This window comes from Micromonospora sp. NPDC048170 (assembly GCF_040652795.1).
Lineage (GTDB): Bacteria > Actinomycetota > Actinomycetes > Mycobacteriales > Micromonosporaceae > Micromonospora.
In genome coordinates this window covers 153,734-173,826 of the sequence record NZ_JBEZMR010000008.1, presented here as the reverse complement: position 1 = coordinate 173,826, position 20,093 = coordinate 153,734, and the positions used below count along the sequence as shown (strand labels likewise).

General features: G+C 71.8%; 15 protein-coding genes. 6 read left to right on the top strand and 9 right to left on the bottom strand.

What is annotated here, in order from left to right; translation table 11 throughout:
* Positions 1–2: 2 nt before the first annotated feature.
* The 3 genes from AB0D32_RS14420 to AB0D32_RS14410 all read left to right on the top strand — a co-directional run bounded on the left by AB0D32_RS14420 (position 3) and on the right by AB0D32_RS14410 (position 3,457).
* Complete coding sequence (locus AB0D32_RS14420; protein ID WP_357089436.1) at positions 3–1,259, top strand: MFS transporter; 1,257 nt, start codon at positions 3–5, stop codon at positions 1,257–1,259.
* Between the two features lie 157 nt (positions 1,260–1,416).
* Positions 1,417–2,379: a GNAT family N-acetyltransferase gene (locus AB0D32_RS14415; protein ID WP_357089433.1), complete on the top strand. Its 963-nt coding sequence runs from the start codon at positions 1,417–1,419 to the stop codon at positions 2,377–2,379.
* 286 nt (positions 2,380–2,665) lie between these two features.
* Entirely contained in the window at positions 2,666–3,457 is a 792-nt protein-coding gene (locus AB0D32_RS14410; protein ID WP_357089430.1) for an AfsR/SARP family transcriptional regulator, read from the top strand.
* Positions 3,458–3,485: 28 nt separating this feature from the next.
* Here the strand turns inward: AB0D32_RS14410 and AB0D32_RS14405 are convergent, their stop codons facing one another.
* From AB0D32_RS14405 to AB0D32_RS14375, 7 genes are read right to left on the bottom strand one after another with little or no spacing between them, the layout of a single operon-like run.
* Positions 3,486–4,226, bottom strand: coding sequence for a response regulator transcription factor (locus AB0D32_RS14405; protein ID WP_357089427.1), 741 nt, complete (start codon positions 4,224–4,226; stop codon positions 3,486–3,488).
* A complete protein-coding gene (locus tag AB0D32_RS14400; protein ID WP_357089425.1) occupies positions 4,223–5,497 on the bottom strand; it encodes a hypothetical protein in 1,275 nt (424 codons plus the stop codon). Before AB0D32_RS14400 ends, AB0D32_RS14405 begins: the two co-directional genes overlap by 4 nt.
* Positions 5,497–7,044, bottom strand: a complete 1,548-nt coding sequence (locus AB0D32_RS14395; protein ID WP_357089422.1) for a condensation domain-containing protein — start codon at positions 7,042–7,044, stop codon at positions 5,497–5,499. Before AB0D32_RS14395 ends, AB0D32_RS14400 begins: the two co-directional genes overlap by 1 nt.
* Positions 7,041–8,294, bottom strand: coding sequence for a cytochrome P450 (locus AB0D32_RS14390; RefSeq protein ID WP_357089419.1), 1,254 nt, complete (start codon positions 8,292–8,294; stop codon positions 7,041–7,043). The genes AB0D32_RS14395 and AB0D32_RS14390 overlap by 4 nt, the downstream gene beginning before the upstream one ends.
* Positions 8,291–10,039: a non-ribosomal peptide synthetase gene (locus tag AB0D32_RS14385; RefSeq protein ID WP_357089417.1), complete on the bottom strand. Its 1,749-nt coding sequence runs from the start codon at positions 10,037–10,039 to the stop codon at positions 8,291–8,293. Before AB0D32_RS14385 ends, AB0D32_RS14390 begins: the two co-directional genes overlap by 4 nt.
* Positions 10,036–10,773: a thioesterase domain-containing protein gene (locus tag AB0D32_RS14380; RefSeq protein WP_357089414.1), complete on the bottom strand. Its 738-nt coding sequence runs from the start codon at positions 10,771–10,773 to the stop codon at positions 10,036–10,038. Before AB0D32_RS14380 ends, AB0D32_RS14385 begins: the two co-directional genes overlap by 4 nt.
* A gap of 49 nt (positions 10,774–10,822) precedes the next feature.
* Entirely contained in the window at positions 10,823–11,638 is an 816-nt protein-coding gene (locus AB0D32_RS14375) for an alpha/beta fold hydrolase (protein ID WP_357089412.1), read from the bottom strand.
* 329 nt (positions 11,639–11,967) lie between these two features.
* Here AB0D32_RS14375 and AB0D32_RS14370 point away from each other — a divergent pair, with 329 nt between their 5' ends.
* Entirely contained in the window at positions 11,968–15,129 is a 3,162-nt protein-coding gene (locus AB0D32_RS14370; RefSeq protein WP_357089409.1) for an amino acid adenylation domain-containing protein, read from the top strand.
* A gap of 69 nt (positions 15,130–15,198) precedes the next feature.
* Here AB0D32_RS14370 and AB0D32_RS14365 read toward each other — a convergent pair whose 3' ends face one another.
* Positions 15,199–16,509 carry a peptidoglycan DD-metalloendopeptidase family protein gene (locus tag AB0D32_RS14365; RefSeq protein WP_357089407.1) on the bottom strand — a complete coding sequence of 437 codons (1,311 nt, stop codon included), beginning with the start codon at positions 16,507–16,509 and terminating at the stop codon, positions 15,199–15,201.
* Between the two features lie 194 nt (positions 16,510–16,703).
* On the opposite strand from AB0D32_RS14365, the gene AB0D32_RS14360 reads away from it, so the two are divergent.
* Positions 16,704–17,618 (top strand): hypothetical protein, encoded by a 915-nt coding sequence (locus AB0D32_RS14360; RefSeq protein ID WP_357089404.1) that lies wholly within the window; start codon positions 16,704–16,706, stop codon positions 17,616–17,618.
* Positions 17,619–17,797: 179 nt separating this feature from the next.
* Positions 17,798–18,550, top strand: a complete 753-nt coding sequence (locus AB0D32_RS14355; RefSeq protein WP_357089401.1) for a DUF899 domain-containing protein — start codon at positions 17,798–17,800, stop codon at positions 18,548–18,550.
* A gap of 91 nt (positions 18,551–18,641) precedes the next feature.
* On the opposite strand, the gene AB0D32_RS14350 is transcribed toward AB0D32_RS14355, so the two are convergent.
* Positions 18,642–20,090: a fibronectin type III domain-containing protein gene (locus AB0D32_RS14350; RefSeq protein ID WP_357089398.1), complete on the bottom strand. Its 1,449-nt coding sequence runs from the start codon at positions 20,088–20,090 to the stop codon at positions 18,642–18,644.
* Positions 20,091–20,093: the final 3 nt, after the last annotated feature.

The following is a 20,093-nucleotide window of genomic DNA, read 5'->3' as shown; positions in this document are numbered from 1 at the left end:
CGGTGTCCACCCGGTCCCGGGCCGCCCTCGTCGGACTGCTCACCGCCGGAACGATCTCCGACACCGGCACCCGGGTGTCCACGGTGACGCTGCCCTGGCTGGTCCTGGTCACCACCGGCAGCCCCACCCGGATGGGCCTGGTCGTCGCGGCCGAGATGCTGCCCTACGTGCTGACCAGCGCGCTGGGCCCACCGCTGGTGGACCGGCTCGGTGCCCGTCGGGTCTCCATCACGGCCGACCTGGCCAGTGCCGCCGGCATGGTGCTGCTGGCCGTCACCTACCAGTTCGGCTTCGCCACGCTGCTCGGTCTCGTCGCCGTCATCGGTGTCCTCCGGGGCCTCGGCGACAACGCCAAGCGGGCGATGGCGCACGCCACCATCGCCGCGGCGGGTGCTTCGATGGCCCGGGTCAGTGCCATCGACGACGGCCTGCACCGGATGAGCATCCTCGTCGGCGCACCGGTCGCCGGTCTGATCATCGCCTGGTTCGGCATCACCCAGGCCATCCTCATCGACGCGGCGACCTTCGCCGTGGCCGCCGCCGTCGTGACGGCGCTGATCCCGGCATCCATCGGACGACCCACCAGCGCCGCCACGACGGAGCGGGAACCGTACCTGAAGGCACTGGGCATCGGGCTGCGTCACCTGCGACAGGACCAGGTCGCCGTCGGGATCTTCGCGGTCATGTTCATCATCAACCTGTTCAACCAGGCCAGCGTCGCCGTCTACATCCCGCTCTGGGTCGACGACGTGCTCGACGACCCGGCCGCGCTGGGCGCGGTCAGCGGCGCGCTCGCCCTCGGCGCGATCGTCGGCAACATCGGCTTCTCCATCGCCGCCACGCGGCTGCCCCGCTACGTCACCTTCACGATCGGGCTGCTCGTCGGCGGGGCCCCGCGCTTCCTGGTCATGGCGTTCAGCCACGACCTGCTGGTGGTGGTCGCCATCACCTTCCTCTGCGGCCTGGCGCTGTCCTCCGTCAACCCGATCATCGCCGCGACCATCCTGGAGCGCACCCCGCCACCGTTGCAGGCCCGGATGTTCGGTCTGGCCACCGCGTTCTCCTGGGCCAGCATCCCGATCGGCGGCGTGCTCGGCGGCTGGGCCGCGTCCGCCCTCGGGTTGACCGCCGCGATCGCCCTGAGCGGACTGCTGTACCTGATGGTGGCGCTCACCCTGGTGCTACGCCCCGCCCGGTGGCGCCGCCTGGACGAACCACCGCCCACCATGGCGGACACCACCGAACCGGTCCGGACGTGAACGACACCGCGACGGCCCGATCGGCACCGTTCCCGTCGCCCCGGCCGTGCCGCCCGGCACGGCGCGCCTCGCCCGGCCCGGCGAGGTGCCGGCAACCCCCGACAGTCCCCTTTCCCGATCCACCCGTAACCGGTCAGCACTGCGGAAGGTGCCCACGATGCACGTTCGAGACGACTACGGGCTTCCCATCGCCGAGGCGGACGCGCACGAGGCACTCGCCGCCCACCGCGCCGGCGACCTGCCCCCGGTCGCCCTCATCCGGGTTCCCGAACCGCCCCGCGACACGTGGGCGGACCTCGCCCGTGCCGGGTTCATCCGTAAGCCGATCTGGCTGAGCTGGCGGGCGCCCACCCCACGCTCGGTCGACGACTACGCCGCCCGGCTCGCCCGCAAGGCCCGCCAGGACCTCCGCCGGGCCATCGACCGGGCGGCCGACGCCGACGTGCACATCGAGGTGCACCAGACGCTCGGCGCCGACCAACTCGACCCGTTCCTCACCCTGTACGAGAGCCGGGTCAACGGCATGGCCTTCGGCCTCTCGCTCGCCGGCCCGATGCGCACCGGCATGATCGACAATCCGACGACCTTCGGCGTGTTCGCCTACGAGAAGGGTGAGTTGGTCGGCGGCTGCGTGTGCCGGGAGTTCCCGCAGGACGATTCGGTGTGGCTGCTCTTCTCCGCCGTCGAGGCCCGCTGGCGGGAACACAGCCTCGCCCGGGTGATCTACCTGCACGCCTTCGAGGAGACCCGCAGGCGTGGCTATCCCGAGGTGACCATGGGCAACGACCCCAACCTCTACGGACACGTCGCCAAGCCCGGTCTGTTCCTGTTCAAGACCCGCCTCGGTTTCGAACCCGTACCCGCCAAGCCCGTCGGCCGGGCCCCGGCGGGCGACTTCGCCGACCTGCTGCTGTCGGTCGAGGCACTGACCACACCCGTGGTCATCCTGGGCTACGCCGACGGCGACTCCCACGCCGACGCCAGCACCCCACGCCTGACCAGCCACGTCTTCGGCGCCGGGCCGGAGATCGACATCAACCGGTACACCACCCGCACCGTCGACACGGCCAGCCGCGTCGCCCTGCCGGCACGGGTGACCCGTGCCACCGCCTGTCCCTGAGTCGCAGTCCTGCTCCACCGCCGTACCCACTGGCCGCTTCCGGATGTGACCCACGGAAAAAAACCAGTGCCGCACAGCCACCGATTGTGAGGGCGGAAATGGTCTGTTCGCTCGTCTGCGCCTGCGCGTCCGCCGGGGCGACGCACGCGACCCGTCGTCGGATCCTGATCTCGCCATGAACACGGACCTCGGTCAGGAAAGATCCACACCCGCCCGTCGGTCCGGGTCGGCATCGACGAGGATCTCCGTCCTCGGGCCGTTGCGTCTCGAGCGCCTCGATCACACCGTGCAACTCGGGCCGAAGGTCTCCGGTCTCCTCTCGGCACTGGTACTCCACGCCGGCCGGCCGGCCGACGCGGGCCAACTCGTCGACCTGCTGTGGGGAAAGTCCGCTTCCGCGGCAGCCGAGACGACTCTCCGCAGCCACGTCTCACACCTGCGCCAGAAGCTCGGACGCCCGCCCGGCCAGGACGGCCCGGCGGCCACGGTGCGGACCGTGGGCACGCCGGCCAGCCGGGGCTACCTGCTGGAGGTGGCGCGGGACAGCATCGACGCACAGGTCTTCGAGAGCGCGGTGCTGGAGGGCAGCCGGCTGCTGCGCACCGGCGGTGCCGCCGAGGCGCGGCAGGCGGCGAGGCTGCTCCGGGACGGGCTGGCGCTGTGGCGGGGCACCGCCTTCGCGGACATCGCCCACTGGTGGGGTGCCACGGCCGAGATCAACCGTCTGGACGCGCTGCGCCGGTCGGCGATGCAGATCCGCGCCGAGGCGCTGGTCGAGATCGGCAGCTACCTGGAGGCCACGGGCGAACTCGCCGGCATGATCGCCGTCGACCCGTACAACGAGAAGGTGCGGCGCCTGCTGGCGCTGGCGCTCTATGCCGACCAGCGGGTGGACGAGGCGGCTGAGGTCTGTCGGGAGGGGCTGACCCTGTTGGCGTGCCGTGGCCTCGACGCACCCGACCTTCACGAACTCCAGCGGAGGATCCTGCGACGTACGGTTTCCGTCGGGACGCGCCAGTCGGTGTGGACGGCCAGTTGGCGCTGTACCGCAGCCTGCTCGTCGACCGTCGGCTGCTGACCGTGTTCGGCATCCCGGCTCCACGCGGTCAGCCCGCGGCGGCATCCGGGGCCCAGTACGCCCCTGGCGCGGGGGCGCCCAGAGCGTCACGCACCATGAGGACCGCCTCCAGGCGGTTACGGGCGCCGAGCTTGGCCAGGGCGTGCGAGACGTGGCTCTTGACGGTGGCGCTCGAGACCCCGCAGAGGTCCGCCGCCTCGGCGGTGGTGAGTCCCTCGCCGAGGCGGCAGAGCACCTCGCGTTCCCGGGCGGTCAGTTTCTGCACCGCGTCCCGGGACCGCCGGTCCACCCCGGCCGGGTCGACGTAGAAGTTCAACAGGGCCGCCGAGAACACCCGGTTCCTGCCGGCAACCGCCTGCACGCTGCCGGCCACGCCGCTGAGATCGGTCTCCTTCACCAGGCAGCCGGCGGCGCCGGCCGACACCGCGGCGTCGAGACTGCGCCGGGACCAGTCCAGGCAGAGAAGGACGACCCTGATCCGCCGGGCGGTCAGCTGTCGGATCGCACCGACCATCGGTTCCCCGTGGCTGGCTCCGAGGACGGCCACGTCGACGCGTTGCAGCGGCCAGTCCGCCAGCGGCCGGCGGCCGTCCACCTCGGCCACGACGTCGAGCTGGCTGTCGCCGTTCAGCACGTCGTACAGCAGGTGACGCCAGAGCGGATCGTGGTCCGCGACCAGGACCCGGGTCCGCATCCTGGTGCGGGTCTCGTCACCGTCGGACGTCGTTCGCGACCGGAACTGGCGCGTCGCATCATGGACCACCGTCATACCGGCACCTCCCGATGCAGCTCGGCCGCGCTCAGTCGCCGGGTGCCGTCGTGGAACCGGAACTCGTAACAGATCCGACGCTGGGCCGCGGCGATGAGCGCGGCCAGGTCGGCGGGCCGGTCACAGCGCCCCCAGTGGAGGTCGAGATGCCGGGTCATCACGTCGGCGTCGAGGACGTCGCCCACCCGTGCGTACGCCCGGAAGCCGTCGATGCCGTCGACCTGGCGGACGTCGGCCGCGCCACTGATCGAGACGAGTTCGCAGGGCTCGACCGGGGCCAACGTGTGGTACTGGAAGTGGACCCTGTCCGGCTGGTCGATCCGGGGCACGGTCACCGGTCGGCCGAGTGCCAGCTGCCCGGCGAGACGGACCATGTCGAAGCCGGCGCAGTGCCGGGCCAGGGCGTTGACGTGGCCGCCCAGGCGACCGTTCACCTCGATGATCCGCGGCCCGCGCTCGGTCAGCTTGATCTCGGTGTGGGTCAGGCCGGGGCCCAGGTCGAGCGCGGTGAGGGCACGCGTGGCGAGATCGAGGATCTCCTTCCGCTCGACGTCGGTCACCGCCGCCGGCCAGAACTGCCCCGTCTCCCGGAAGGGCGGCACCAGCGGGAGCTTCCCGGTGACGGCGAGATGCCGCAGCCCCTGCGGCCCGTGGCAGCTCTCCACCGACACGTAGTCGCCGTACGGTCCGCCCGATCGGCCCACGAGCAGTTCTTCGACCACCACCGTGGACGCCCGGCCGGCCGGCAGAAGCGGGGCGAGCACCCGGTGCGCCACCGCGTCGTCAGTGATCACGTACGTGTTCCGGCTGCCCTGGCCGTGGACGGGCTTGACCACGGCGGGCAGGCCGACGTGGTCCCTGGCGGCGGCCCACTCGTCGATCGAGGAGATCGGCCGGCTGCGTACGTCGTCGACGCCGCACAGGCGCAGTCGCTCACGTTGCCGGACCTTGCTGGTCAGCAGCTCGGTCGTGGCGATCGAGTGGAACGGCAGGCCGAGCGCGTCGGCCAGCCACGCGGTGACCGGCAGCATCGGCTCGGAGAAGGTCAGGACCGCCGCCGGGGTGAGCCGACGCACCGCCGCCAGATCAGCCTCGCGGTCGCCGGTCAACGGTACGACGTCCCCCAGCCGGCGCAGCACCTCCCCGGTCCGGTCGGTGTACGCGTTCGGGTTGACCAGGAACGCCACCGGGCCGAGCGCCCCCAGTCCGACGGCGACCTCCGCGGCCGACGCGGCGCCGCGGTCGTACACGACAACCAGCGGACCGGCCATCAGTCGGGCATCCCCGCCGCCGCGTGCAGCGCATCACGGTACCGCTCCAGGTACGTCGTCACCTGCGCCTTGTCGAACAGGTCGGGATCGTAGGCCACCGCGACGGCGGTACCCAGGTCACGAGAGTTGATCATGAAGTCGACCATGAACGGGAAGCTCGCCTTGTCGAAGGCCCACCACGCGCCGGGCCTGATCGCGGTCAGCTGCTCCAGCTGGTCGTACACGTGGAAGTGGGTGAAGTTGAACGCCGTGTCGAACGGTGGCCGGCCCAGTCGTCGCTCGATCATGGCCAGCGGGTACCGGCGGTGACGCATCCCCCGCTGCTCGGCGGCGAGGGCGCTGCGGCACAGTTCCACCTGGTCCTCGGGCACCACCGGCACCCGGATGGGCACGGTGTTGAGGAACAGTCCGACGAGGAGGTCCGCGCCGGCGGTCTCCGGCCGGCCGTTGACCGTCAACCCGGTCACCACGTCGCGGTCCCGACCGGTCCAGGTGCTCAGGGCCCGGATGTGACAGCCGAGAACCAGACTCTTCAGGGGGACGCCGATGCTGCCGGCCGCCGCCCTGAGGCCCTTCAGCAGGGTCTCCCCGACCTCGAAGGTGAGCATCTCCCGTGGGTCGGCCGCGCCGCCGAACCGCCCACGGTCGAGCAGCAGGCCGGGCACGTCCGCCTCGGCGTGCCAGTGGTCGGCGGCCTCCCGGTCGTCGACGGCCTCCCGTTCCAGCCGGAGGAACTCCCGCTGCCCGGAGGCCGGTGGCAGCGGCAGGTCCGCCGGCCGGCCGGTGAGCTTCGCGTCGTACAGCGCGAGAAGCTCGTAGCAGAGTCGCGCGTAGCTCCAGCCGTCGAGGACAGCGTGGTGGAGGGTGAGGGTGACGTGGAAGCAGCCCTCGAGTGCCACCACGTGGCAGCGGAGGGCCGGCGGACGACCCCAGTCGACGGCCTGGGACAGCTGCGTCTCACGCCAGCGGGCGACCGGTTCGGCCGTGGTGGCGTACTCGACGGTCAGCGGCGGGTCCACCGAGGACCACAGCAGTTGCGCGGGGACGCTGAAACCGCCCAGGTCGAAGGAGGAGCGCAGGGCCTGGTGCCGGCCGCACAGCTCGTCGAGCGCGGCCGTGAACAACGCCTCGTCGAACGGCCCGGTCACCTCGACACCGATGAGGTCCTGGTAGAGACGGGGGTCGCCCGACGCCTCGCTCAGGTAGATGAGCCCCACCTGCAGGGCCGAAGCGGGCCAGGCGTCGCGTACCTCCGCCGGCATCAACGCCCGGTCGTAGGGGTCCAGGAGACTGAACGGCTGGTGCTCCCCCACCCCGTCGGCAGGTCCGTCGCGGCCGGCCACCGCCGCCACCAACTCGCCGACGGTCGGAAAGTACAGCAGGTCGCGCAGCTCGACCGGAATGCCCCGCGCGTTGGCGTCCGCGACGACCCGGAGGGCGATCAGCGAATCCCCGCCGAGGGCGTAGAAGTCGTCGTCCGGGCCGATCGGCTGGTCACCGAGGTGCCTCCGCCAGATCTCCACCATGGCCTGCGTCGCGTCGCTCATTCGGCGAACTCCCTCGGGGATGCCGTGCGCCGCCGGGCCAGCACGGGCAGGTGTGTGATGCCGGCGATGAAGTTCGATGCCAGGTGCTCCACCGGGCCGTTGAGCTCGATCCGTTCGAACGCCCGGAACAACTCGGCGAAGAAGACGGCCAGCGTCAGCCGCGCCAGCGGTGCGCCCAGGCAGTAGTGGGGGCCGAATCCGAAGGCGATGTGCCGGTTGTCCGGGCGGGCGATGTCGAACCGGTAGGGATCGGTGAAGACGTCCGCGTCCCGGTTGGCCGACCCGACCCAGACCGCGACCGCCTCGCCCCGACGGACCAGGCCGCCGCTGAGTTCCACGTCCTGCCGGGCGTGGCGCAGGAAGCTGTTGGCCGGCGAGGTCCACCGCAGGCCCTCCTCGACCAGGCCGGTCAGTGCCTCCGGTGCGGCGACGGACTGCGCCGGGTGTTCGATGAGCGCGAGGACGGTGCCGGTGACGGCGTGCGGGGTGGTGGCGTTCGCGCCGAGCAGCAGGCTGTAGCAGTTGTAGATGACCTCTTCGGTGGTCAGCCGCCGGCCACCGGCCAGCATGCCGGCGAGGTGCCCGATCAGGTCGTCCCGTCGCTGGCGTCCGTCGTCGCGCAACTGCGTGGCGAAGTAGTCGAACAGGCCGTGGTGGGCGATGGCCAGGGTGACGGCCGGATGACGCACGCACAGCCCGGGGTCCTCTGGCGCGGTGGCCATCGCGGTCCACCGCGTCAGCTCGGCCCAGTCCGGTTCGGGAATCCCCATGAGCGTCCCGGCGACCGCCATCGGCAGCTGGGCGACGCACTCGGCGAGGTCCCATTCCGTACGGTCGAGCACGGGCAGCAGGATCCGGCGGACCGCCCGGACGACGTCCGGTTCGAGGTCGCGCACCGCCCTGGCGTTCAGCACGCGGTTGAGCGGGGTGCGCAGCTCGGTGTGCCGGGGCGGGTCGGTCGACACCAGCATCAGTCCGGCCGCCCGGTCGCCGTGGCCCAACTGTTGCAGGAGGCTGCCCTGTTCCGAGGTGAACTCGCGGTGGTCGCTGAGCACCCGGCAGGCGTCCTGGTACCTGGTGACCGACAGGAAGGCCCGCCCGTCCGGCAGTTCCTGCCGGTGCAGCGGGTGCCGGGCCCGCATCTCGGCCCACACCGGGTGCGGGTCACCCGTGGCGTAGAAGTCGGGGGCGAACAGGTCGACGTCCGCCACCGGCGTGGTCAGGGGTCGGACTCCGCTGGAGATCCTCACCGGATCTCCTGCATCTGGTGGGCGGCGGCCCGTACGGTGCGGGCCAGTCCGGCCGGTGTCGGGTCCAGATAGAACGACAGCGGGGACACCTCGACGCCGTGTGCCTGCCGGAGTTCCGCGAGGATCTGCACCCCGAGGAGCGAGTGCCCGCCGAGTTCGAAGAAGTCGTCGTCGGCACCGATACCGTCGAGGCCCATGAGGTCCTCCCACAACTGCGTGATGCTCAGCCCCAGCTCCGTGGCCGGTGTCCGATGGTCGGCGCTGACCTCGGGCCGGCTGTGGGACTCCCGGCCCGCCAGATCCGTCCGGTCGACCTTGCCGTTCGCGGTCAGCGGCAACGCGTCCAGCCGGGTCACCCGGGCGGGGACGGCGTACGACGGCAGCACCTCGCTCAGTCGTCGACGGAGCTCCAGCACGGACGCGGTCCCGGTGAAGAAGGCTGCGAGGCGTCTGCTCCCGCGCGCGTCGTTCTGCACCACGACGGCGACGTCGGTCACGCCCGGCGCCTCGACCGCCACGGCCTCCACCTCCGCCGGCTCGACCCGGAAGCCCCGGATCTTGACCTGCCGGTCCCGCCGGCCGACGAACTCGAACTGCTCCCCGGTCCGCCGGACGAGGTCGCCGGTGCGATACATGCGCGAGCCGGGGGTGGCGGCGAAGGGGTCGGCGACGAAGCGGGTCGCGGTGAGGGTGGGGTCACCGAGGTATCCGTGGGCGACGCCGGTCCCGCCGACGTACAGCTCGCCGACCTGACCGTCGTCCACCGGCCCGAGCCGGTCGTCCAGGACGTACGCCGTGCTGCCGTGGATCGGCTGCCCGATCGGGACGGTGCTGCCGGTGACCACGGACGTCATCCGGTGGCAGGTGCTGAAGGTGGTGTTCTCCGTCGGCCCGTACCCGTTGATCAGTACGGTGTCGGGCAGCGCCGCCACGGCACGGTTCACGTGCGGTACGGAGAGGACGTCCCCGCCGGCCAGCAGGTACCGCAGTCCGCGCAGGTCGTCGAGGCCGGCCTCGACCACCCGGTGGAACAGGCCGGCGGTGAGCCACAGCACCGTGGCGCGCTGTGCGGCGACGTGGGCGCAGATCTCCTCCGGGGAGAGATCGCCCGGCGGCGGGATGACGAGGCAGGCCCCGTTGAGCAGCGGGCCCCACACCTCCAGCGTGGACGCGTCGAACGCCAGGGGTGCGTACTGGACGAACACGTCGTCGTCGCGGACCGGCAGAAAGCCGTTCCCCACGACCAGTCGGACGACGGCCCGGTGCGGTACGCACACCCCCTTGGGCCTGCCGGTGGAGCCCGACGTGTAGGCGAGGTAGGCGAGGTGCTCCGGGCCGGCCCGGACCGCGGACGGGGCCGCCGGCCCGTCGTCCGGGGCGTCCGGCACCGGCAGGGCCCGGCAGCCGGTCGGCAGGCCCGGCGCTCCGGCGGGTGTGGTGAGGACCAGGTCGACAGCCGCGTCCCGCAGGATGGCATCGCGGCGCTCCGGCGGGTAGCGGTCGTCGAGCGCGACGTACGCGGCGCCGGAGCGGAGGACGGCCAGCAGGCCGACCACGGCCGCGGCGGAACGTGGCAGGTGCACTCCGACCACCGCCCCCGGCACGGCGCCCGCCTGCTGCAACCGGTGGGCGAGCCGGTCCACGCGCCGGTGCAGCTCGTCGTAGGTCAGCTCGCCGTCCCAGGCCCGTACCGCCGTCCGGGCGGAGTGCAGTGCGGCGATCTGCCGGAACAGCTCGTCGATCATCGCGGGGCACGCTCCTGTAGTTGCGTCGACAGCAGGGCGAGCAGCGTCTCGGGTGCGTTCAGGAACTCGTAGTGGCCCCCCGCGAGGACGTCGAACCGCACGTCGTCGCTGTAGTGCTCCCAGCCCCGCAACTCGGCCTCGGTCACCTCGGGGTCGTCGGCCCAGTGCAGCACCGAGATGTCCATCGGGACCGGGGCCGGCTCGTCGAGGCGGTAGTAGCGGTTGGCCTCCAGGTCCTCGCGCAGCACCGCCATGCTCAGTGCCAGCATCGCGGGATCCGGTTGCCCGCCGCGCCGCACCGCGAGGTCGGCCAGCTCGTCGAGGAGTTCCTCGTCGGTGAGGGCCAGGAACCGGTCGTGCGGGCAGTGGTGCGGCGCGACCTGGGCCGAGACCACGAGGCTGGCCGGGTGCGGCAGCCGGTCGACGGGCAGGCGACGCGCCGTCTCGTACGCCGGCAACGCGCCGGCGCAGTGACCGAAGAAGGCGAACGGTCGGTCGAGCAGCGGCAGGAGTTGTTCGGACAGCACGTCCGCCAGCTGCGCGTAGCTGCGGTAGTGGGGTTCCCGGACGCGGTTCTCCCGACCGGGTAGTTGCACGAGGCAGACCTCGATCCCGTCGATCCAGCGGGGCCACCGGTTGAACATCGACGCGCCCATGCCGGAGTACGGGAAGCAGAAGACGCGGCCCACGGACTCCTCGGACGGGTCGCGCAGCAGCCAACGGTTGCGCTTCACGACCCGCCTCCGCTCCGGCGGCGACCGCACGCGCGGTCGGACGAATGTGTCATCCTCGCTCTCCCTGCGTCGGGCGCATCGGTGCCGAGCCGGTCCCGCACAGCAGGGGTAGCTGCTGGCGGATGAGATCGCCGAGCTCCGCTGCCCGGTCGCGGTAGTAGAAGTGGTCACCGGGCAGCAGGACGGTGGTCGCCGGCCCGAGGGTCAGGTCCTCCCAGCCACGCAGGTGCTCGGGAGTGATGTCGGGGTCGGCGTCGCCTCCGACGATCAACATCGGGCAGGGCAGGGGCTGCGGCGACCCGACGTGCCGCGCGGCCAGCAGCGTGTCGGAGCGGATCGCCTGGATCGCGAGGCGCCGCATCTCCGGGTCGTCGAGGATCTCCTCGGTGACGGCGTTCTCCTCCCGGAGGACGGCGACCCACTGTTCGACGCCGCGTGATTCGATCTCGTCGGCGCACAGGGTCTTGAACGCCGTCGGCTGGGCCGACGAGATCACCAGGAGTTCGACGTGGCGGCCGGAGCGGGTGAGTCGGTGCGCCAGCTCGAAGCAGAGCAGCCCGCCCAGGCTGTGCCCGAGGAGCACCAGGTTGCCGACGGTGTGCTGGTCGATGTCCTGCGCCAACTGGTCGGCGAGATCGTGCAGGCTGGCCGTGGGCGGCTCACCGACGCGTGGCCCCCGTCCCGGGTACTGGAGGACGAGCGTCTCGTCGGCGGTGGGTGCCACGTGCCGCAGCAACTCGTGTACGGAGTAGGCGCTGCCGCCTCCGTACGGCGCCACCACCACGGTACGGGTGGCGGGGCGGCCGGGCCCGCCGGCGACGCCGCGGTACCGCCACAGCCCACGCGTTGTTGGCTCCAGCGCCATGCGGCACACTCTCTTTCATCAATGGATCTCGGCCCAGTGAAGCACCCGGTTGTGGAAACACTGTGGAACCGGTGTGGAAGGCGGGAGCGGGGAGTCGGGAGCCGATCGCCGGTCACGGGCCTCCACCTCCGGTGGAGGCCGGGCGCACCTCCTCCACCATCGGTTGAAGACAGGCCGCCGCATCAACGACATGATCTGAGCATCCGCCGGGCCGCCGTTCTCCGGTGCGCGCCTGGGCCGTGCCGCATCGGCACTGCCGAGCAGGCACCCCGAACTGGCCGGGCGCACCGTCAGCGCCGTGCTTGCGTCACCGCGAGTGAAGGATGAGCATGACTCCAACCGAATCGCGCCGTGGTGTCGGCGGCGAGGCCGAGAGCCTGCTGGCCGGCTTCGCCCACTCCGTGCGTCGTCATCCCGACCGGACCGCAGTCGTCGCGGACGGGCGGGTGCTCACGTACGCCGAACTGGACCGGGCCGCCGAGGCGGTGGCCGCGCAACTTCAGGCCCGGACCGTCGACCCTGGAGCCCACGTCGGCATCTTCCTGCCCCGTACCGCCGACCTGGTCGTGGCGGCGATCGCGGTGATCAAGGCGGGCTGCTCGTACGTTCCGCTCGATCCGGCGAACCCCCGGGCCCGGCTGGAACGCATCCTCGCCGTGGCCGAACCCTCCCTGGTCATCACGACGAGCGCCCTGGCGGGCGACCTGCCACGGGACACCGCCGTGATCCGGCTGGACCACGACCGGCCAGGCAACCTGCCCTACTCACCGCCGTCGGTGCGCTCCTCCGACTGCGCGTACATGATCTTCACCTCGGGCACGACCGGCCAGCCCAAGGGTGTACGGATATCCCACGGCAACGTCCTGCACCTGTTCGACTCGACGGACTCCCTCTTCGCGTTCGACGCTCACGACGTGTGGTCGATGTTCCACTCCTTCGCGTTCGACGTCGCCGTCTGGGAGATGTGGGGGGCGCTGCTCTACGGCGGTTGCGTGGTCGTCGTACCGGAGCCCGCCGTCCAGGACCCGGCCGCGTTCCGGCGACTGCTGCGGGACCGGGCAGTGACGGTGCTCAGCCAGACGCCGACCGCCTTCAACCAGTTGGTCGCCGAGGAGCAACGGCACGACGACAGGTTGGCGGTGCGCCGGGTCGTGTTCGGCGGCGAGGCGCTGCGCTTCTCCAGCCTCGCGCCGTGGGTCGCCAAGTACGGCGACGAGACGGTCGAGCTGATCAACATGTACGGCATCACCGAGACGACCGTCCACGCCTCCTACCGCCGGGTCCGCGAAGCCGACCTGCGCCAGGGGGCGAGCCTCATCGGGGTACCGCTGCCGAACTCCTCGTTCCTGCTGGCCGACGACCAACTCCGTCCGGTGCCACCGGGCGAGGCGGGCGAGATCGTCGTCCTCGGCCCGGGTGTCGGGCTCGGCTACCACGCGCAGCCCGAGCTGACCCGGCAACGGTTCGTCGAGCTGACCGACGCCGACGGGCGGGCGATCCGTGGCTACCGGTCAGGTGACCTCGCCCGGCTCCGGCCGGACGGCGACATCGAGTACCTGGGCCGGGCCGACGACCAGGTCAAGATCCGCGGGTTCCGGATCGAGCTCGGCGAGGTCGAGACGGCGCTGCTGCGGCATCCGGCGGTACGCGCCGGCGCGGTGGCCGTCCGTACCCTGCCGACCGGGGACGAGGGCCTGGTCGGATACGTCGTGCCCGACGACGGGGCCGCCCCGGACCAGCGCCGGCTCCGCGACGATCTCTCGCTGGTCCTGCCCGGCTACATGGTGCCGGCGGCATTCGTGCTGCTGGACGCACTGCCCCACACCGTCAACGGAAAGCTCGACCGGGCGGCCCTGCCGGAGCCGACCCTGGCCGCCACCACCGGCCGCGCGCCACGGTCGCTGGTGGAGGAGCTGCTCTGTCAGCTCTCTGCCCAGGTGCTCGGGCGTCCCGTGGTGGGCCCGGACGACAACTTCTTCGTACTGGGCGGACACTCGCTCACCGCTGTCCGGCTGGTCACCCGGATCAGGGCGGTCCTCGGGCTGGAGGTGAGCATCCAGGAGCTGTTCCAGTCGCCCACCGTCGCCGCGATCACCGCGAGGATCACCGACGCGACCGGTCGTCCGCCACTGACCCGACGTGCCGGCGGCGACGTGGTGCCCCTGTCGCCCGCGCAGCGGCATCTCTGGTTCCGGCATCAGGCGCCCGGCACCGCCCCAGCCGATCAGGGGGCGTACGTCCTGCACCTGAGCGGTCGGGTCGACGTGGCGGCGCTCGACGCCGCGCTCACCGATGTCGTACGCCGGCACGCCGTACTCCGCACCCTGTTCCCGCAGCACCAGGGGGCACCCGTCGCGCGGATCGTTGACGCCACCTCGGTCCCGCCGCCACTGGTCGTCGAACACGTGAGCGCGGAGAAGCTGGCCGACTCCGTCACCGCCGTCGCCCAGGAGCCCTTCGACCTGCGGCGGGACCCCGCCATCCGGGCCAGGCTCCTCCTCGTGGACGAGGACCGCTCGGCGCTCGTGCTCGTCCTGCACCACATCGCCGCCGACGAGTGGTCGTGGCACCCGCTGCTGCGCGACCTGACCGAGGCGTACGCTGCCCGGCTCGCCGGCCGTCCGCCGCACTGGCAGCCGTTGCCCGTGCAGTACGCCGACCACCTCCTGTGGCAGCGGGACCTGCTGGGCGACGCCGACGACCCGGACAGCGTCACGGCGCGGCAGTCGACCTTCTGGAAGGGCTACCTGGACGGCGTACCGCACGAACTTGAGCTGCCGTTCGACCAGGCCCGGCCGGCCGACTCGCGGTCGGACGTCGACCTGGTCCCGGTCGACATCGACGCCGACCTGCATGTCCGGCTCGCCGGACTGGCCGCGGCCAGCGGCACGACCGTCAGCATGACGCTCAAGGCAGCGGTGGCGGCACTGCTGACCCGGTTCGGGGCGGGCACCGACCTGCCGATCGCGGTCACGGTGCCCGGGCGGACCGAGGCCGCCCTGGAACGGCTCGTCGGACGCTTCGCCAACACGCTGGTCACTCGGGTCGACACCACCGGGGACCCGACCTTCGCGGAACTGCTGCTGCGGGTACGGGCCACGGACCTCGCCGCACACCAGCACCAGGATCTGCCCTTCGAACGGCTGGTCGAGCAGCTCGACCCGGCGCACCCGGCCGGCCGGCACCCGCTGGCCCAGGTCAGGACGGGAACCCGACCCGCGATCCCGGCCGGCGTCGCCCTACCCGGGCTCGGTGTGCAGGTGGAGCCGATCGGCCAGCACAGCGCGGCGTTCGACCTGTCGTACCGGTTCGCGGAACGGCGCGACGCGGACGGCCAGCCGCAGGGGGTGCCCGGCTCCGTGGAGTACCGCGTCGACCTGTTCCACCGGGAAACTGTCGAACAGCTCGCGGGCGACCTCAGACGCCTGCTGGAACAGGTGACCACCCAGCCCGCCGCCCGGCTGAGCCAGCTCGACGTGCCCGACGCCTAGCCTTCCGCGCCGGCGCCCGGAGGCGGCGCCGCGTTCGGCACCGCCTCCGGTGGTGCTACCGACACCGGATCAGGGACAGATACCGGCGACCGGATCGTCGCTACCGGTGTCGACGAACGCGTCACTGACGTATCCGCCGGACGGCATCCGGTTCCACAGGTTGGTCCGGTTGTTCCACGGGCCGGTCACATAGTCGCCCGTCGCGGTGCAGGCGATCTCGATGACGTCGCCGTCGTTCACCGAACCGACGACGGAATGGTTGACGCCCGGACCGGATCTGACGTTGATGGTGCTGAACGTGCCGGTCTCCACCACGCCGGTCGGGTAGCTGCTGTCCCCCGGGCCGTAGTTCACGATGGGGCAGCAGTAGTTGCGGTAGACCTTCTGCCCGTTGCGCTCCGCGTAACCCTGGTACGCGGCGTTGCCGGAATACCAGGTCCAGCCGCCGATCGTCTTGCCGACCACGGTGACCGCCGTGTTGCCCCGCCACAGGGTCCAGTGCACGTGGTCCCCGTTGGCCCGGCCGCCGCAGGGCAACTGCACGTCGATCCGGCCGAGATACTCGCCGGCCGCGACGTACGCCCCCTCGCCCTTCGTGGTCTGGTTGCTGATGTGGTAGTAGCCCGTGGTGTAGCCGTTGTCGTGCACGACCTTGACGTACGGCCAGCGGGCGTTGGTGCAGAACCGGTACATGTACCCGGCCCGCGACGCGCGGACGTCCCCGTCGCCGCCGTAGAAGTCGATCGAGTTGTACGGGTACGACTCCCCGGAGTCGCCGTGCACACCCCAGTGCGCCCAGCCCTGGTTGAGCTTCCAGGGCAGCGCCAGGCCGGTGGCGGTACCGGCCGCGGCGACCGACGTCCGGCCGAACAGGTCCCGCTCGGCCTGGCTCAGCACCGGCGCCTGCCGGGCCGCGACGGCGAACTCGGGACTGCCTTCCAGAGCCACCTGCCAGCTGCCACCGACCCGCTGTGCCAGGAAGAGCAGCGCCACCGGTGCGGCTTCGACGTCCGACGGCACCCGGATGACGCCGCCACCGAACACCCAGTTGCGGTTGGCCGCGTACCGCTTGGGTTCGACCATCGTCGCGACGCTGTCGGTGGCGGCGCGGCCGTAGGTCGCCAGCGCGCGTTGGCCGTGCTGGTTCACCAGGCGGGCGGCGACCACCTGTCGCAGCTGGCTCTCGTCAGCCGGCTGTAGCCGGCTCTCCGCGACCTGCCAGGACTGGCTCTTCTCCTCGGCGGCGGGCCCGGCCGGGATCGGGGCGGCGGAGATCGGGGCACCGGGCAGGAGCGCCGTCGTGACGACTGCGGCCAGACAGACCGAAGCCCACCGGGCCGCCAGCCGTCGTGTTCTTCGGGAGGGTGCGGGGCGTCTCATCTGTTTGCTCCTCGAGCGGTGGGGGACGGGACGCGTTGACGATGCAGCCGTTCACCGCGCCACACAACGACCTCGCAGGAACGCCTCGTAGCTCGGTGAACACCGCTCGACGCAGCGGTGAACGTCGCTGGGTGGTGGCCTTGCGCTTCGGTGCCCGACACGGTATTTGTCTGTGAACGTTCACAGGAGTCGCCATGGATCGCGAACTGGCGGCCGTACTGCGGTCCGGTCCCTTCCACGTCGCGCTACGCGCGGCGATCCAGTCCCACGGGCTGGCCCTGCAACGAATCCAGCACCGACTCGACCAGCTCGGCGTACACGTCAGCCTCGGCACGCTCAGCTACTGGCAGTCCGGGCGTCGGCGGCCGGAACGGCCCGCCTCACTGCGGGCGGTGACCGCCCTGGAGGAGATCCTCGGTCTGCCGGCGAACTCACTGATCGTGCTGCTCGGCCCGCCCCGGCCGCGCGGGCCGGCGGCCGGGCTGCCGCCCGGGGCGCGACGGTACGCCGACGTGGTCGACGCGCCCGGGCCGCTCGCCGCGCTGCTCGACGACCTGGACGGGCCGGACGGCCGGCTGCACATCCTCAGTTCCTTCGACAGCATCCTGATCGGCGCCGGCCGGGACGGCCGCCGGTACGAGCACGTCCAGGTGCTGGCGGCCCACCAGGACACCGACCGGCACGTCACCATCTACCAGGGCGATCCCGGCTGCGATATCGGGCTGGTGTCGTTCACCGCCCTGGACAACTGCCGGCTGGGCCGGATCCGCCGGGATCCTCAGGCCGGTCTGCTCGTCGCCGAACTGCTCTTCGACCGCATGCTGCGGGTCGGCGAGACGCAGATCCTCCGCTACCACATCACCGACGCCAGCGGCGTACCCGGCACCGGTTACTCCCGCGCGTTCCGGTTCCCGGTCCACCAGGCGGTGCTGCAGGTACGGTTCGACCCGGCCGCCCTGCCGGTGCGCTGCTGGCGGTTCGTCCGGCGCTCCGCCACCGGCGCCGACGACGAGTGCGAGGAGTTGACCCTCGGCCCGCACCACGACACGCACTACGTGCGGACCGGGGTCCTGCCGGGCGTGATAGGGCTGCGCTGGGAATGGGACTGAGCGAACCGTCCAGCGGCACCTTCACGTACCTCCGGGCTCTGCCCGTTCCGAGACCGCTGTTGCTGCTCGCGGACCTGACGGTATGGCCCGCACGATCAGCGTCCGGGCCCTGACCCGCCGAGCGTGACGGGCTGAACACCGCTATGGCAGGTTGTACCGACAAACGGATGGAGCGTCACATGACAGAGATCGACCTTCCTCTGCCTCCCGTCGTGGATGCCGAAGCGTGGGCGGAAGCGCGGCGCGTGCTTCTCCTGCAGGAGAAGGCGCTCACGCGGATGAAGGACTCCGTCGCGGCCATGCGGCGGCGGCTGCCCGTCGTGGAAGTCACCACCCCGTACGTCTTCGAAGGGGCCGATGGCCCGGTGAGTCTCCTCGACCTCTTCGGAGACCGGCCGCAGCTCATCGTGCAGCACTTCATGTTCGCCGAAGACTGGGAGGAAGGATGTGACGGCTGTTCGATGATGGCCGATCACATCGGCCCTCTCAGCCACCTGCAGGCGCGGCGCACGTCGTTCGCGCTCGTGTCCCGTGCGCCGGTCGAGAAGCTCACGGCATTCCGAACGCGGATGGGATGGAAACTGCCGTGGGTGTCTTCCGGAGGGACGACCTTCAACGACGACTTCGGTGCCACGCAGGACGGTGAGGAACGCCAGGCGGTCAGCGTCTTCATCCGACGCCGCGACCGCATGTTCCACTCGTGGTCGACGTTTGCTCGGGGCGAAGAGCCGTTCATGCTCGTCTTCGACCTCCTCGATCTCACTCCCTACGGACGACAGGAGTCCTGGGAGGACTCCCCCGAAGGGTGGCCGCAGGAGCCGACCTACTCCTGGATGCGGCTGCACGACCGCTACGGCGCCGAGGCTGACCAGTGCGCACACCATGCGGCGCCCCCGCACCCGACGGAGGGCTTCGTGCCCGACCCCGTGTGAAGCAGCACGATCTTCACCGCCGTACGCGACGCGCTGCGCCGGGCCGCCGCGGCGATCGCGTCGGCCGGTCAGGACCGCCCGTGCCGCGACCTCACGGGGCGACCAGGAAGGGGGTGATCACGTCGACCGGGGCAGTCGGCGGGGACTCGTCGCCGTTCGCGTTGACTGCGGTCAGCCGGTACTGGTGGCGTTCAGCGCCGCGGGTGCGCAGGGTCACGGCGTTGCCTGGGTACGTGCCGACCACCGTGGCGCCGTCGTACAGGCGGTAGGCCAGGCCGGGCAACGCGGTCCAGGACAGCGGGACGTCGGCGTCGTAGGTGTTGACGACCGTCGGCTGGGCCACACGGAAGCCGAGCGGAGCCACCGGGCGGTCGGTGGGGCCCGGGAGCGTGGTCACGGTCAGCGGCGCCGAGGCGGGCGTGTCGGGGCAGCCGGGCAACGACCCGACCACGCGCAGGCTGTGTGGCGAGGCCGGCGCCAGGCCCGTGAGCACTGCGCCCGGGTCGGTGACGGTGGCGACGGCGCTGTCGCCGTCCAGCACCGTGTAGGAGCCGGCGGTCGACTCGAGGGTCCAGTCCAGGCGCAGGGTCGACGCGGTGACAGCGGTGGCGGTCACCCTGGACGGGGACGGCGGGAGAACCGGGCAGGCGGCGGTCGAGAGGGACAGGACGGGGCTGTGTTCCGACTCGTTGCCGGCCACGTCCAGCGCCGCCACGGTGAAGCGGTGCACGGTGTCGTGGAACAGGCCGGTGACCGTCGCCGACGGGGTCCAGGTCGTGGCGACCCGGTGGGCGCCATCGTAGACCGCGTACTGGTGGACGTACGAGCCGTCGGACGGGGCCGACCAGGTCAGGCCGATCGAGCGGTCGGTCCGGGCGGTGGTGGCGAGGTTTCGCGGCGCGGCGGTCGCATTCGTCGCGCCTGGCGGCGTGCGGGTGGTGGCGTAGCCGACCGTTGCGTTGCGCGGATCGCAGTTGACGCGGCGCAGGGCGATTGTGTACGCGGTGTCGGGGGTGAGGCCGCCGACGCGCAGGCTCGTGCCGGGCACGATGCCGTAGTCGCGGTCGTTGACCGTCAGGGCGAGCTGCGGCGACGCCCGGCCCACCGACCAGCGCACCGACAGAGCGGAGGACGTCACGTCGAAGACGGTGAGCGGCGCGGGCTCATTGCACTGGGGCGCCATGCCGGGCGTCCACGTGGTGCCCGTGAACGGCGCCGACGGGGGCGACTCCACGCCGTTGGCGGAGACCGCGGTCACCGTGTAGGTGTGGGTGGTGTTGACGCCCAGGTACTGCATCGGGGCCGACGTCGTCGCCGTACGCCGCACGACCGCGCCGCCCTCGTAGACGCGGAACGACGCGACCGCGGGACCGCCCGCCGGCTGGCGCCAGGACAGGTAGATGCCGGTGACGGCGACCGAACCGGTCAGGTCGGCCGGCGCCAGCGGGGCGGGGCCGGCGGCGGCCGCGGGGCCGGTGGTGCCGGCGAGCACGGTCAGCAGGGCGGTGAGCGCGGCGGCCGTGGCGGCGAGCGTACGCATCGG